The 14,305-nt window shown below is 47.5% G+C and carries 13 protein-coding genes and 1 other annotated feature; all 13 genes read left to right on the plus strand.

Annotated features, from left to right (window positions below):
- Window positions 1–138: 138 nt before the first annotated feature.
- Window positions 139–361, plus strand: a binding site (T-box leader).
- 84 nt (window positions 362–445) lie between these two features.
- A complete protein-coding gene (locus AB1K89_RS09460; protein ID WP_413054532.1) occupies window positions 446–1,804 on the plus strand; it encodes an anthranilate synthase component I family protein in 1,359 nt (452 codons plus the stop codon).
- A gap of 30 nt (window positions 1,805–1,834) precedes the next feature.
- On the plus strand, window positions 1,835–2,866 hold the full coding sequence (gene trpD / locus AB1K89_RS09465) for an anthranilate phosphoribosyltransferase (protein WP_413054533.1): 1,032 nt from the start codon (window positions 1,835–1,837) through the stop codon (window positions 2,864–2,866).
- Window positions 2,863–3,654 (plus strand): indole-3-glycerol phosphate synthase TrpC, encoded by a 792-nt coding sequence (gene trpC, locus AB1K89_RS09470; RefSeq protein WP_413054534.1) that lies wholly within the window; start codon window positions 2,863–2,865, stop codon window positions 3,652–3,654. Before trpD ends, trpC begins: the two co-directional genes overlap by 4 nt.
- A complete protein-coding gene (locus AB1K89_RS09475; RefSeq protein WP_413054535.1) occupies window positions 3,651–4,262 on the plus strand; it encodes a phosphoribosylanthranilate isomerase in 612 nt (203 codons plus the stop codon). Before trpC ends, AB1K89_RS09475 begins: the two co-directional genes overlap by 4 nt.
- A gap of 1 nt (window position 4,263) precedes the next feature.
- Window positions 4,264–5,457 carry a tryptophan synthase subunit beta gene (gene trpB / locus AB1K89_RS09480; RefSeq protein ID WP_413054536.1) on the plus strand — a complete coding sequence of 398 codons (1,194 nt, stop codon included), beginning with the start codon at window positions 4,264–4,266 and terminating at the stop codon, window positions 5,455–5,457.
- Window positions 5,454–6,248 (plus strand): tryptophan synthase subunit alpha, encoded by a 795-nt coding sequence (gene trpA, locus AB1K89_RS09485; RefSeq protein ID WP_413054537.1) that lies wholly within the window; start codon window positions 5,454–5,456, stop codon window positions 6,246–6,248. Before trpB ends, trpA begins: the two co-directional genes overlap by 4 nt.
- A 48-nt stretch (window positions 6,249–6,296) precedes the next feature.
- The gene (locus AB1K89_RS09490) at window positions 6,297–7,268 is read left to right on the plus strand and encodes a DUF4003 family protein (RefSeq protein WP_413054538.1); all 972 of its coding nucleotides are present in this window, start codon (window positions 6,297–6,299) and stop codon (window positions 7,266–7,268) included.
- A gap of 308 nt (window positions 7,269–7,576) precedes the next feature.
- The gene (locus AB1K89_RS09495) at window positions 7,577–8,605 is read left to right on the plus strand and encodes an ABC transporter ATP-binding protein (protein WP_413054724.1); all 1,029 of its coding nucleotides are present in this window, start codon (window positions 7,577–7,579) and stop codon (window positions 8,603–8,605) included.
- Window positions 8,586–9,512, plus strand: a complete 927-nt coding sequence (locus AB1K89_RS09500; RefSeq protein WP_413054539.1) for an ABC transporter ATP-binding protein — start codon at window positions 8,586–8,588, stop codon at window positions 9,510–9,512. The genes AB1K89_RS09495 and AB1K89_RS09500 overlap by 20 nt, the downstream gene beginning before the upstream one ends.
- Window positions 9,513–9,526: 14 nt before the next feature.
- Entirely contained in the window at window positions 9,527–10,495 is a 969-nt protein-coding gene (gene opp4B / locus AB1K89_RS09505; RefSeq protein WP_413054540.1) for an oligopeptide ABC transporter permease, read from the plus strand.
- A gap of 94 nt (window positions 10,496–10,589) precedes the next feature.
- Window positions 10,590–11,435, plus strand: coding sequence for an ABC transporter permease (locus AB1K89_RS09510; protein WP_413054725.1), 846 nt, complete (start codon window positions 10,590–10,592; stop codon window positions 11,433–11,435).
- Window positions 11,436–11,458: 23 nt separating this feature from the next.
- Window positions 11,459–13,294 carry an oligopeptide ABC transporter substrate-binding protein gene (gene opp4A, locus AB1K89_RS09515; RefSeq protein WP_413054541.1) on the plus strand — a complete coding sequence of 612 codons (1,836 nt, stop codon included), beginning with the start codon at window positions 11,459–11,461 and terminating at the stop codon, window positions 13,292–13,294.
- A 174-nt stretch (window positions 13,295–13,468) separates the two neighbouring features.
- Complete coding sequence (locus AB1K89_RS09520; protein ID WP_413054542.1) at window positions 13,469–14,293, plus strand: M55 family metallopeptidase; 825 nt, start codon at window positions 13,469–13,471, stop codon at window positions 14,291–14,293.
- Window positions 14,294–14,305 lie beyond the last annotated feature (12 nt).

Below are 14,305 nucleotides of genomic sequence, written 5' to 3' on the forward strand. Positions count from 1 at the left end.
ACTGCATATATTATCGAAAGGTTGACAATTGATTGAATGAATAGTAAGGTTGTAACAACTTTTATGTTCGGAGAGGGTAGAGGTGCCGGGAGCGGCGCCGCCCAGGAACAGATGAGTTGAGATGAGAAGAGCATAGCTGAGAAATTGTTGAATAAGAGGAGTAGCATCGAATACGCGATGTTAGAGAGTCAGTGGGTGGTGAAAACTGATTCGCGGTCGATGTGAATGGACTTATGAGAGCTGTCTGGAGATTTCCGGATGGACGTCTTTCCCACGTTACGGGAAGTGCCTTTTTTAGGCGCGCCGAGTGGAAGCTTTTTGCTTCAAATAGAGGTGGCAACGCGGGTAATCCGTCCTCTGCAACTGGACTTTTATGTCCTTTTGCAGAGGGCTTTTTTGTTTTTATCGATAACCTAACAGAAGCGAAAAGAAGAGGTGAGCTGAGATGGAAAAGACGAGTTTGCGTATTACGGAGAAGAAGATTGAAGGGGATTCGTTGACGCCAATCCTGATTTTCAGGCGGTTGCAAGGGCGCCACCGGTTTTTGTTGGAAAGCTCCTCGCAACATGGGCGTTCAGGGCGGTATTCGTTCATCGGGGTGGATCCCGTGAAGGCATATCGTGGACGGAATGGCCGGTTGGAAGAGTTTGTGTATGCGACGGGGAAATCGTATGTGCATGAAGGGGATTTATTCACGCTCCTCAAAAGGTTGATGCCTCGGATTGCCGAGCATGGAAATTATCCATTCATGGGAGGCGCAGTCGGGTATGTCGGATATGGGGCCGCGGGGGAATTGGCTGTTCATTCCAATGAAAAGCATGATGTGTATTTCAATATTTACGACACGGTCATCATCTTTGATCACCTCCAGAACGAAGTGATTCTGCTGCACACGGAAATCCACCCGGAATACGAGATGCCTGACTTGGAGGCATTGGCGGAGCTCATAACAAAAGGGCCAGCCGAAGAGGAGAGGGGGGTGTCGGTTTCCGATTATCGATGTGCGGTATCACAACAAGAATTTCAAGAACGGATCAGGCAAGCACAGCATTTCATTGAAAAAGGAGAGGTTGAGCAAGTTGTCCTCTCTAGAAAGCTAGAAGCGGATATTGATGGTGATCCGTTGGCGCTGTACCGCAAGCTGCGCAAAAAGAATCCGTCGCCTTACATGTACTATATGGAGTTCGGCGATCATACCGTCATTGGTGCCTCTCCCGAAAGTCTCGTCAAGGTGACAGACGGCACGGTCATAACAAATCCGATAGCAGGAACGCGGAGAAGGGGACCAGACGAGGAAGAGGATCAGGCGTTGGAAAAAGAACTGCGAAACGATCCGAAAGAACTGTCGGAGCATGACATGTTAGTTGAAGTAAGCCAAGAGGAGATGGGAATGGTCTGTGAGCCGTCCTCCGTCCGTGTATCAAAATATATGGAAACCGTGAGATACGAGCATGTCATGCATCTCGTTTCGGAAGTGGAAGGGACACTAGCGGATGAATTACATGCACTCGATGCTTTGAAGGTGACATTGCCGGCGGGAACGGTGACGGGGTCGCCGAAAAAGATTGCAATGGATATCATTTCAAAGCTGGAAGATGGGCCGCGCGGGTTGTATGGAGGAGCGATCGGTTATATCGGATTGAATGGCAATATCGATTTTGCGCTGACAATTCGGACGATGATGGTGAAGGACCACATAGCGACCGTCCAAGCGGGAGCAGGAATTGTGAAGGATTCCGTGCCGGCATTGGAATATAAGGAGACAGTGAACAAAGCCCGGTCTTTACTAGAGGCTTTGAAATAAAAGAAGAGACTAGAAGAGGAGAGATGAGCAATGAAGAACTATACGAGAGTAGTAGAGAGGAAGCAACACTTGCAGTATGAAGAGATGGAGGATGCGGCAAATCGGATGTTTTCGGATGTAGTAGACGTTGAAGACATCGAGGATTTTCTCATTGCCTTATCTGAGAAAGGGGAAACGACGAGAGAAGTGGCAGCACTCGCTTCCGTTATGACGTCGCATGCAGTAAAGCTGGACGTCCCGGCCGACCGTTATTTGGACAATTGTGGGACGGGCGGAGATGGTTCGAACTCGTTCAATATTAGCACGACGTCGGCTTTCGTATTGGCAGGGGCTGGAGTGAAAGTGGCGAAGCATGGCAACCGTAAGATTTCCAGCGCCGCGGGGAGCCATGATGTGCTTGACGTTCTTGGCATCCATTCAAGTTTTACGCCGGACGATATGAGCAGGATGCTTGAGGAGGAAGGGATTGCGTTTTTATTCGCGCCCATCGTCCATCCGAAAATGAAAAAGATTGGGGAGGCACGGCGAAAAATTGGAAAGCCGACGATTTTCAACCTCGTCGGACCGTTGACGAACCCGATTCCGCTAGCAACCCAGTTCGCAGGAATTAACCGGCCCGATTTTCTGATGGAATATGCGTCCGTCATGCGGATGCTCGGAAGGGATCGAGCGATTGTCGTGTCGGGAGCTGGCGGAATGGATGAAGCCTCGCTCGCCGGCCAGAATTCATTCGTCCTCATGGATAAAGGCGACATGATTCCGTTCACTTTGACCGCAGAAGACGTTGGTCTTTCATATGCTCCTCTATCTGCAATCCGCGGCGGGTCACCGGAGGAAAATGCTGAGATGATCCGCTCCGTGTTGCAAGGCGAACGAGGTCCGCGTTTTGACACGGTCGTGTTCAATGCTGGTCTAGGTTTGTTTGCGAACGGTATGGCGGGTTCAATACAGGAAGGGATTGATCGAGCGACCGATAGCATCCTGTCGGGGAATGCGCTTCAAAAACTAGAGGCGGTCGTCGAGTTCAGTGAACAGATTGGGCAGGAGGCGATGGTGAGATGACAATATTAGAAAAGATCTTACAGACGAAACGGCTTGAAGTGAAACAGCTACTGATGGAGGAACGTATCGTTTCATGTGAAACAATGTCGAAACGGCCTTCTCTTTTTGAAATTTTACGGGAGTCACATCGATTGGAAGTTATTTCGGAAATGAAACGCGCTTCTCCTTCGAAGGGAATGATCTCTGGGAGTACGGATCCTGTTGCACAGGCAAAGGCGTATGAGCAAGCTGGAGCGGCCTGCATCTCGGTATTGACGGATTCCACCTTTTTTAAAGGTTCCTTTGACGACTTGGCCGCGGTAGCTGAAGCTGTCTGCACACCGTTGCTCTGCAAGGATTTCATCATTCATGAAGTGCAGATCGACCGTGCAAAACAAGCGGGTGCATCCGTTATCTTGCTCATTGTGGCGGCGCTTGACGATGCGACGTTGCAGAGGCTTCATAACTATGCGACGGAAAAAGGGCTCGAAGTGCTCGTGGAAGTCCATGATGCAAAGGAAATGGACCGTGCGTTAGCGATCGATGCAAAAATGATTGGCGTCAATAACCGTGATCTACGAACCTTCGATGTGGATATCGCAAGGACCGAAGAAATGGCAAAGCATTTTCCTTTTAATGAAAACCGTCTGTTCATCAGCGAAAGCGGAATTATGGATGCAGGTGATGCAAAACGGGCGGCGGCTGCGGGGGCGAGCGCAATATTGGTTGGCGAGTCGCTTATGCGGAGCTCTTCCGTTGAAGACTCGCTCCGTTCGCTTCAAGTTCCGAAGGCGGGTGTTCCACTATGACGAAAGTGAAGATTTGTGGGTTGATGGAGCCGAAGCATGTGCAAGCTGCGGTGGAAGCGGGGGCGGATGCGGTCGGATTCGTATTTGCACCGAGCAGACGCCGTGTCGCGATTGCGGAAGCGAAGGAGCTGGCGCAATTCGTACCGGAACACGTCATGAAGATCGGAGTTTTTGTCAATGCGGATCGGGAAGAATTGGAGCATGCTTTCCGGGAGGTGCCGCTCGATTATATTCAATATCACGGCGGGGAGTCGTCCACGTTCATTGAAAAAGTCGGACTTCCTTCTATTAAAGTGTTATCAGTACACGGTAGTGAAGATGTGGAAAAGGTGCATGGCTACCAGACGGAGTATGTCTTATTCGATACGCCGGGCGTAGAATTCAGCGGAGGAAGCGGGAAGGTGTTTGACTGGGGCTTATTAAATAGAGATGTTCCGAGAGATCAGCTCATTTTGGCGGGTGGGCTTCATGTGCAGAACGTCAAGGAGGCCATCCGGCAAGTGCGTCCATTCATGGTGGATGTGTCGAGCGGCGTGGAGATCGATCGTAGAAAAGATGAGACGTTGATTCGCGAGTTTATTCGTGCGGTGAAAGAGGAGGAGAGCTGAGATGGCGACAGAGATGAGAAAAGGACGATATGGGAAGTTCGGCGGGCAGTATGTGCCGGAGACGTTGATGACTGCATTGATCGAATTGGAGAAGGCGTATCGGGAGGCGAAGACCGATTCGACATTTTCCGAGGAATTAAATCATTATTTGCGGGATTTTGTCGGCAGGGAGAACCCGCTTTATTTTGCGAAGCGTTTGACGGAGAAAGTCGGAGGCGCAAAAATCTTCTTGAAGCGGGAAGATTTGAATCATACGGGTGCCCATAAAATCAATAATTCGCTCGGGCAGGCGCTGCTTGCGATGCGGATGGGCAAACGGAAGATCGTGGCGGAAACGGGTGCCGGTCAGCACGGTGTGGCGACTGCGACGGCTTGTGCATTATTCGGGTTGGAATGTATCGTCTTCATGGGCAAAGAGGACATCAGGAGGCAAGAGTTGAACGTGTTCCGGATGGAGCTGCTCGGAGCGAAGGTCGTGTCGGTCGACAAAGGGTCGGGCACGTTGAAGGATGCCGTCAACGAAGCATTACGTTATTGGGTCGCGAATGTTGAGGATACGCATTATATATTAGGTTCGGCCCTTGGTCCGCATCCATTCCCGGAAATCGTGCGCGATTTCCAGCGAGTGATCGGCGTGGAGACGAGGCGGCAAATTATCGAGAAGGAAGGCCGCTTGCCGGACGCGGTCGTTGCGTGCATTGGAGGCGGTAGCAATGCGATCGGCATGTTTCACCCGTTTGTCGAAGATGAGGGAGTTGCGCTATACGGTGTGGAAGCGGCAGGAAGCGGCATTGCGACAGGGCTTCATGCGGCTGCAATTGCAGACGGGAAGGAAGGCGTCCTACATGGGGCGTATATGTATGTGCTGCAGGACGAAAACGGTTTTATCCAGGAAGCGCATTCGATTTCCGCAGGACTCGATTACCCGGCGGTAGGACCTGAGCATTGCCATTTGCATGACATTGGCAGAGTGAAGTATACGGCTGTGACGGATGCGGAAGCTTTGGAAGGGTTACAAGTTTTGTCGAGGACGGAAGGAATCATCCCTGCTCTCGAGAGTGCCCATGCAATCCATTTTGCAATGGGGCTGGCAAAAGGAATGTGCGAGGATGAAATTATCGTCGTCTGTTTGTCGGGACGAGGAGATAAAGATATGCAAACGGTTCGTGAAGCGCTTGGAGGTGGGGTGGAATGAAAACGTTGGAGAAAAGAATTCGAACATGTATTGCTGATGGCGAAAAGGCGTTTGTGCCATATATATTGGCGGGCGACGGAGGCTTAGCGACATTGAAGGAGAAGCTCCTCTTTTTGCAAGAGGCCGGCGTGACGGCGATTGAAGTAGGCATTCCGTTTTCTGACCCGGTGGCCGATGGGGAGGCAATCCAACAGGCGGGAGCTCGGGCACTTGCAGAAGGTGTAACTCTCCGGAAAGTATTGGAGGAACTTGAGCGATGCAAGGGGGAAGTGGCGGTTCCTTTAGTTGTCATGACGTATTTGAATCCAGTCTTGGCGTTTGGTATGCCACAATTTGTCGAAGCGTGCAGTAAAGCGGGAATTGGTGGGTTGATTATTCCGGATTTGCCTCTTGAGGAGAGCGGGCCGTTTCGTGAAGAACTGAAAGGGAAGGATATTGCGTGGATCCCCCTCGTGTCGTTGACAAGCCCAGATGAACGGATTGTAAAGATAGCAGAGAGCGCCGAAGGATTTTTATATGCGGTGACCGTTAATGGAATTACAGGAAAACGGAATGATTTTAGCGAGGAACTCTTTTCCCATCTCCAACGTGTTAAGCAGATCAGTAATGTGCCGGTATTGGCAGGATTCGGCATCTCAACGCGAGAACAAGTGAAGGAAATGGGCAATCATACGGAAGGTGTCATCGTCGGAAGCGCGATTGTCGAAGCCCTTCACCGAAATGAGCTGGAGGGAATCTGTGAATTGATACAGTCCGGAGTGAGGAAAGATAAAATAGTCAATTTATATTGAAACTTTTCAGGAGGCTATGACGTACAAATAGCAAAGGAGTTGTACGGCATGCATTTGGATATGATCAGGGACGAAGTAGAAACGACATATGACAAAGTGAAATCTTTAGCAGGCTGGAGCGTCGACAAGAACGTTGTGTTGACGATCACTTCGTATTATGTGACGGCGGCGAAAGAATTCAACGCCGTCGACTTCAGCCGCGCTATGGCCGCCTTAAAAGAGCGGGCGGGCTGGTTTTCACCATTGCGTGGACATTTATTGCCTATGATGGCGGCTTTCCTCACGCAGTCCGACGATTCGGTCGATGAGGAAGCTGATCGTCTTCTGGTGAAGCAGCGTGTATTGAAGCAAGCCGGTTTCCGGAACACGATTCATTCCTATCTTGCGGCACTGCTCATGAACGATGATGCCTCTCAATATCAGGAAGAAGCGGACCAGGCGAAAAGGTTATATGATGCAATGAAAAAACAGCATTACTTCCTTACATCGGACGATGACTACGCATACGCCATGCTGCTCGGTAAACAGGGGGAGAACCCCGAGGAACACGCCAAGGCGATGCGTGCGTATTACGATGCACTGCGCAAAGAGGGGTTCCGGGCGGGCAATGAACTCCAATGGTTGTCACAAGTCATGACGTACATAGATATCACTTTTCAGCCGCAACTCGTCAAAAGGGCTTGGAAAATATACGGAATGCTTCGGGATGATACAAAAGCGAAACCTGTTCATTATCCGATGATTGGATTCCTGACGGTTTTCAAAGTCGGTGACGGGGAAATCCAAGAAATCATTCGACTTACGAGGCAATTGGAGCAATCGAAGCGCTTCAAGTGGAACAGGGAAATGGCCCTGTCAGTCGCCGCCGGCCATGCGATGCATCAGATGACGGAAAGAGCCGATCAGGTTAGTGTCAGTCTGGCGGCGTCTGTCGAAATGATTTTGCGGGCCCAACAGGCGGTGATGGCAGCAACAGTCGCCGCAGTTGCCGCATCCTCAGCCGCCAGCTCGTCAAATTGAAGACTTGAAATGAATAATATTAGGACAGGAGAAATAGTCATTGTCGAACGGCAATGGCTTTTCTGCCTGTTTTTTTTATTGAATGGGACAAAGGGACGAAAAAAACTTTTAAGAAATTTTTCCGTTAAAAACGCTTAATTAGCAATGTTTGTAACATATTTGTCATATTAGAAATAATGCAAGATTATGATATTCTAAAAAAACAGTATTGTCAGGACTATCGTTGTGTAGTATATTGAGTTCAATAACTTTAAACGAAATCAGAATATTAGTTATTTGAACAAGTGTCAGTTAGTTAGGAGGAAGTTCTGTTGAAAAACCCGGTGTTGGAAATTAAAGATCTTCGTACGTCATTCAGTATTAAAGGTGACTATTATGCTGCGGTAGATGGAGTTTCCTTTACAGTCTACGAAAACGAGGTCGTTGCAATCGTCGGTGAATCGGGTTGCGGTAAAAGTGCATTAGCTCTATCTGTCATGGGCTTGCATAACCTGAAAAACACAAAACTTGAGGGACAAGTGAACTTTAATGGGCAGAATCTACTGACGCTATCACGTTCACGTCTAGATAAAGTGAGAGGAAAGGACATCGGAATGATTTTCCAAGACCCGATGACAGCTTTAAATCCGCTCGCGACAATCGGTAGACAGATTGAAGAGCCGATGGATTACCATATGAAATTGTCCGCAAGTGAAAAGAAAAAGCGTACATTGGAACTTCTTCGACGAGTGGGCATTAAGAACGAACAACGCGTCTATGAGCAATATCCGCATGAATTATCTGGTGGGATGAGACAACGTGTCGTCATCGCAATCGCACTTGCATGCGATCCGGTACTTCTTCTCGCGGATGAGCCTACGACTGCTTTGGACGTTACGATTCAAGCACAGATCATGGATTTGATGAAAGAGCTGCAAAACCAGATGAAGACGGGCATCATCCTGATTACGCATGACCTCGGGGTCGTTGCAGAGATGGCCGACCGCGTCGTCGTCATGTATGCAGGTGAAGTCGTTGAAATAGCGGATGTAAAAGAGCTGTTCGAGAACCCTTTGCATCCATATACAAGATCTTTATTGAACTCGATTCCTTCCAATATGGAAGCGAAAGAGAAGTTGCATGTCATTGAGGGAATCGTTCCATCCATTCAGAACCTCGACCGCAAAGGGTGCCGTTTCGCACCGCGGATCGAATGGATTCCTGAAGAGGACCATGAGGAGATGCCGGAGATGCATGAAGCGACACCGAACCATTTTGTCCGATGCTCATGCTACAAAACGTTCTATTTTCCGGAGGACAGAGTAGGAGAGAAAGAATATGTCGCTACTAAAAGTTAATGATTTAAAAGTGCATTACCCTATCAGGGGCGGTTTTTTCCGTAGAGTCGTAGATCACGTCAGAGCTGTGGACGGCATCAGTTTCGAATTGCAGCCAGGTGAAACGTACGGCCTAGTCGGAGAGTCGGGATGTGGCAAAACGACTTCCGGACGGGCGATTATCGGTTTAAATAAAGTGACGACTGGGGAGATGCTTTTCGAAGGAAAGGATCTCGCCAAGCTCAGCAAGTACGATAGACGCAAATATACGAAAGATATCCAGATGATTTTCCAGGATCCGTATTCATCGTTGAACGGTAGGAAAAACGTCCTAAACATCATAGCTGAGCCACTTCGTAACTTTGAAAGACTATCTCCAAAAGAAGAGTTGCTGAGAGTGCAAGAGTTGGTAGCGCGTGTCGGATTAAGTCCTGAATCCATCTATAAATATCCACACCAATTCTCGGGAGGACAACGCCAGCGGATCGGAATCGCTCGTGCGCTCGCTTTGAAACCGAAGTTGATCATCGCGGATGAGCCGGTGTCGGCATTGGACGTATCCGTTCAAGCGCAAGTATTGAACTTCATGCAGGAAATCCAAGAGGAGTTCAACTTGACATATCTATTCATCTCGCATGACCTTGGCATCATCCAGCATATGTGCGATAGGATCGGCATCATGTACCGCGGCCGTTTTGTAGAGGAAGGGACAGCATCCGAAATCTACAGTAACCCGCAGCACGTCTATACGAAAAGGTTGATTGCCGCGATTCCGGAGATGAACCCTGAAAAGCGTTTTGAGAAGATGCATTTGCGTCAGGCAATCAATCAGGAATACCAAACTGAATACAATAACTACTTTGACAAAGATGGGCGGATGTTCGATTTGAAAAAGATATCGGAGACGCATTCCGTAGCCGTGCAATAAGGGGGATGATGTAAATGTTGAAATTCATTTTACGTAGGACATTGCTCATGATTCCGCAACTCATCCTCCTCAGTCTCATCATCTTTATGCTTGCAAAAGCGATGCCTGGTGATGCGGTGACGGGGGCGTTCCAAGGGAATCCTGACGCGACGCCTGAACAGATAGAGAAAATCCGCGAGAAATACGGATTGAATGATCCTTGGTACCAGCAGTATGGACGATGGATCGGTAAAGCGGTGCAGGGCGATTTCGGAATGTCTTATATGCACAAGCAGAAAGTTACGAATCTATTGGCAGGACGTATTGAAAATACCGTACTATTATCACTCTTCACGCTCATTGTCATCTACTTAATTTCGATTCCGCTCGGCATTATCGCCGGACGTTGGACGGATACATGGGTGGATAAATTGATCGTTACGTATAACTACTTCGCATTTGCGACGCCATTATTTGTTTTTGCCTTGTTGATGCTGTTCCTGTTCTCCTTCATATTGGGCTGGTTCCCTACTGGTAACAGCGTGAATATTCGGATTGAGGCGGGAACATGGGAATACGTTGTTGATAGGGCTAAGCATTTATTCTTGCCGGTCATGTCCGGAGCACTCATTCAAACGTATTCGACTATCCAATATTTGCGAAATGACATCATCGATCAAAAGCTCAATGATTATGTAAAAACCGCCCGTGCTAAAGGCGTGCCGGAAGGGAAAGTGTACACACGCCACATATTGCGGAACTCGTTATTGCCGATTGCGGCATTCCTCGGATATGAAATTACCGGCTTAATCACTGGTTCCGTTTTCATAGAATGGATTTACAGCTATCCGGGACTCGGACAACTTTTCATTCAATCAATTCAATTGCGTGATTTCACCGTTGTTACGGCTCTCGTCTTGCTATTTGGCGCTGCCGTTATTATCGGGACAATGCTGTCGGATATTATTCTGAGCATCGTTGATCCGCGGATTCGAATTGAATGATGAAGAGTAAGAAGAGGGGGGATAACAAGTGACAAATCCAGTAATTGACGAAAAAAAACTTATTGCACAAGAAAAACTGAATAATCCTTCGCTTATGCGAACGATTTGGCGTGAAATCAAGCACGATAAAGTTGCATTCGGATCATTGATTTTGCTGACTATCATCGTACTGACAGCTTATATTTCACCGTTATTTATTGACCAAACGGCATTGACTCGAGTGAACTTCTTTAACATATGGAAGCCGCCATCCGCTGAACATTGGCTCGGTACGGATGATGGAGGACGGGATGTGTTCGGACATTTGATGATCGGAACACGCAACTCGCTCACAATCGGAATTTGCGTAACAATCATTGCCGGATTGTTCGGCTTGACATATGGCTTAATATCAGGCTTTTACGGAGGCCTGGTTGACAATGTTATGATGCGTATCCTTGAATTCCTGATGGTATTGCCTTCATTGCTGTTCATCATCGTTTTCGTAACGATTGTACCGAATTACAATGTATATACATTCATCCTAATTATGAGTATCTTCCTCTGGTTCGGAAAAGCGAGGCTCATCCGGTCGAGAGCAATTTCTGAAAGGGAGCGGGATTATATCAACGCTTCCAAGACGCTAGGGACGCCAAGTTGGAAGATCATGTTCTTTGAGATGTTCCCTAACTTGAGTTCGCTCGTCATCGTAAATATGACACTTACGCTTGCGAATAATATCGGTTTGGAGACAGGGCTGTCCTTCTTAGGGTTCGGTCTGCCCGCTAATACTCCTTCGCTAGGAACATTAATTTCTTACGCGACGAATCCCGATACGGTCAAGAATAAGTGGTGGTCATGGTTACCTGCAGCATTGCTGATCCTAGTAATGATGCTGTGTATAAATTACGTCGGGCAAGCGGTCAAACGCGCGTCTGATGCAAGGCAAAGATTAGCCTAAAAAATAAAGGGGAGGTAATACAATTGGCAAAGAAGCAATTTATGCTACTTGCGAGTCTGTTGCTTGTTCTCAGCGTATTTTTAGCTGCATGTACAGGTAAAGACAAAGAAGAGTCTGGTGAGAAACCTGCTGAGACTGGAAAAGAAACAGAAAAAGCAGAGGAAAAGAAAGAAGAGGAGCCGGCAGAAGATCCAAGCGCTGGTTTAGATTTCCCGTTCGAAGTAACAAACAAAGGTGAGCCTGTGGCAGACGGAGAAATGACAATCGCTATGGTTACAGACACTCCGTTTGAAGGTACATTAAGCCGTGTGTTCTATTCAGGCACATATGACGCCGAAGTTATCTCTAAATTCGATGAAAACCTATTTGCTACTGATGGTGACTACTTGATCACTAACGATGGTGCGGCAACATTTGAAATCTCAGATGATAACAAAACAATCGATATTACAATCAGAGACGGTGTTAAATGGCATGATGGCGAGCCTGTCAAAGCTAGTGACCTTCTTTACTCATACCAACTACTTGGTCACCCTGACTATACAGGAACTCGTTACACGTTCATGATCTCTAACGTTGAAGGTATGCCTGCATACCACAACGGCGAAACAACAGAAATCTCTGGTATCAAAATTTCAGATGACGATAAAACAATCTCCATCACGTATACAGAAGCGACTCCATCGCTTATGTCAGGTATTTGGGGTTATGCAACGCCTAGACACCATGTTGGTGATATCATGACTGGTGAAGTAACTATGGAAGAACTAGTTTCTTCTGATAAAATCCGTGCGAACCCAATTGGTTTCGGTCCTTACAAAGTTGCAAAAATCGTACCTGGTGAATCTGTCCTTTACGAGCGCAATGAAGATTACTGGAGAGGCAAGCCTGCTCTTAAATCTTTGGTCCTGAAAACAGTAAGCTCTGCTTCCATTCTTGAAGTTCTTAAGAAAGGCGAAGTGGATATCGCTTCAATCCCAACAGACCAATACCTAAATGCGAAGGAAATCGATAACATCGAGCTTCTTGCAGATATCGACTATGCATACACATATATCGGGTTCAAACTTGGTAAATGGGATGCAGAAAAGAAAACAAACGTAACTGATCCAAACGCAAAAATGGCTAACAAACTTGTTCGTCAAGCTATGTGGTATGCAATGGATAACGAAACGATCGGTAAAGAGCTTTACAACGGCCTTCGTTTCCCTGCATCTACTCTAATTATTCCTGTATTCGCAAGCTTCCATGACCCAAGCATTGAAACACCGTCTTACGATCCTGAAAAAGCGAAAGCACTTCTTGACGAAGCTGGATATAAAGATGTTGATGGCGATGGTTTCCGTGAAAACGACAAAGGTGAAGAATTCGTTCTGAACTTCGCTTCCATGTCAGGTGGAGAAATTGCATTGCCAATCGCACAATTCTACATCCAAAACTGGGAAGACGTAGGAATTAAAGTACAACTTCTTGACGGACGTCTTCACGAGTTCAACTCGTTCTACGACATGGTAGAAGCTGATGATCCGAAAATCGACATCTACCAAGGCGCTTGGGGAACTGGTTCTGACCCAGATCCATCCGGTCTATACGGAAGAGATGCTGCGTTCAACTACACTCGTTACACAAGCGAGAAAAACGACGAGCTTCTTGCAGCAGGTACATCTGAAAAAGCATTCGATGCTGACTACCGTAAAGATATCTACAAACAATGGCAAGAGTTGATGGCTGATGAAGTTCCGGTTGCTCCAACTGTATACCGTTACTACCTACACGGTGTTAACAAACGTGTTGTTAACTACTCAATCGCACCAGGTTCAGAAAACGCTAGAGTTTGGAAGTGGGGAGTTTCTGAATAATATTTGATTATTGAGCAATCTCACTAATCACCAAACCGTCATCCGGGGAACTGGGTGGCGGTTTTATTTTTTGAAATCATATTGTAATATTCTTAAAAATTTGATAGGATTGAACTTACCAATTAATAGACAAGACAATCAATTCAGAGAGATAAAGAGATGGGGGAAATAGAATTGAAGATTTATGTATCCGTTGATATGGAGGGGATTACGGGACTGCCCGATTACACGTTTGTCGACTCGGCGAGACATAATTATGAACGTGCTCGGCGTATTATGACAGAGGAAGCAAATGCAATCATACGTGCGGCGATCGGACAAGGAGCTGAACAAGTTCTCGTGAACGATAGCCATTCTAAAATGAACAATCTGCTCGTGGAGGAGCTGCATCCAGATGCAGATTTGATAACTGGTGATTTGAAAGCGTTTTCCATGGTGCAAGCGCTAGATGAATCGTTCGACGGTGCCATATTTGCGGGATACCACGCAAGGGCTGGCCAACCGGGTGTCATGAGCCATTCGATGACATTCGGCGTAAGGAATATGCATATCAATGACGTGGCGATAGGTGAGCTCGGATTGAACGCATATGTAGCCGGTTATTACGGTGTTCCTGTCATCATGGTCGCTGGGGACGACCGTGCCTGTAAGGAGGCGGAGGAATTGATTCCTGGGGTAGTGACTGCGGCAGTCAAGCAGTCGATATCCCGTTCAGCCGTGAAGACACTGCATCCGACGAAAGCGCATGCATTACTAGAAGAGAAGACTGCAGAGGCGATTGTCAAGCGTTCAACGGTCAAACCGCTCACACCGCCGGCAAACCCGGTGTTGCGCATCGAATTAACGAATTATGGTCAAGCGGAATGGGCCGCGCTCATGCCTGGATGTGAAATCGAGCCAGGGACTACAATCGTGAAATTTGAAGCGAAAGATATATTAGAAGCGTACCGGGCGATGCTCGTCATGGTCGAGTTGGCAATGCAAACAAAGTTCTGCTAAGGGGGAGTGGCG

It is taken from the genome of Sporosarcina pasadenensis, from assembly GCF_047228845.1.
Classification (GTDB): domain Bacteria; phylum Bacillota; class Bacilli; order Bacillales_A; family Planococcaceae; genus Sporosarcina.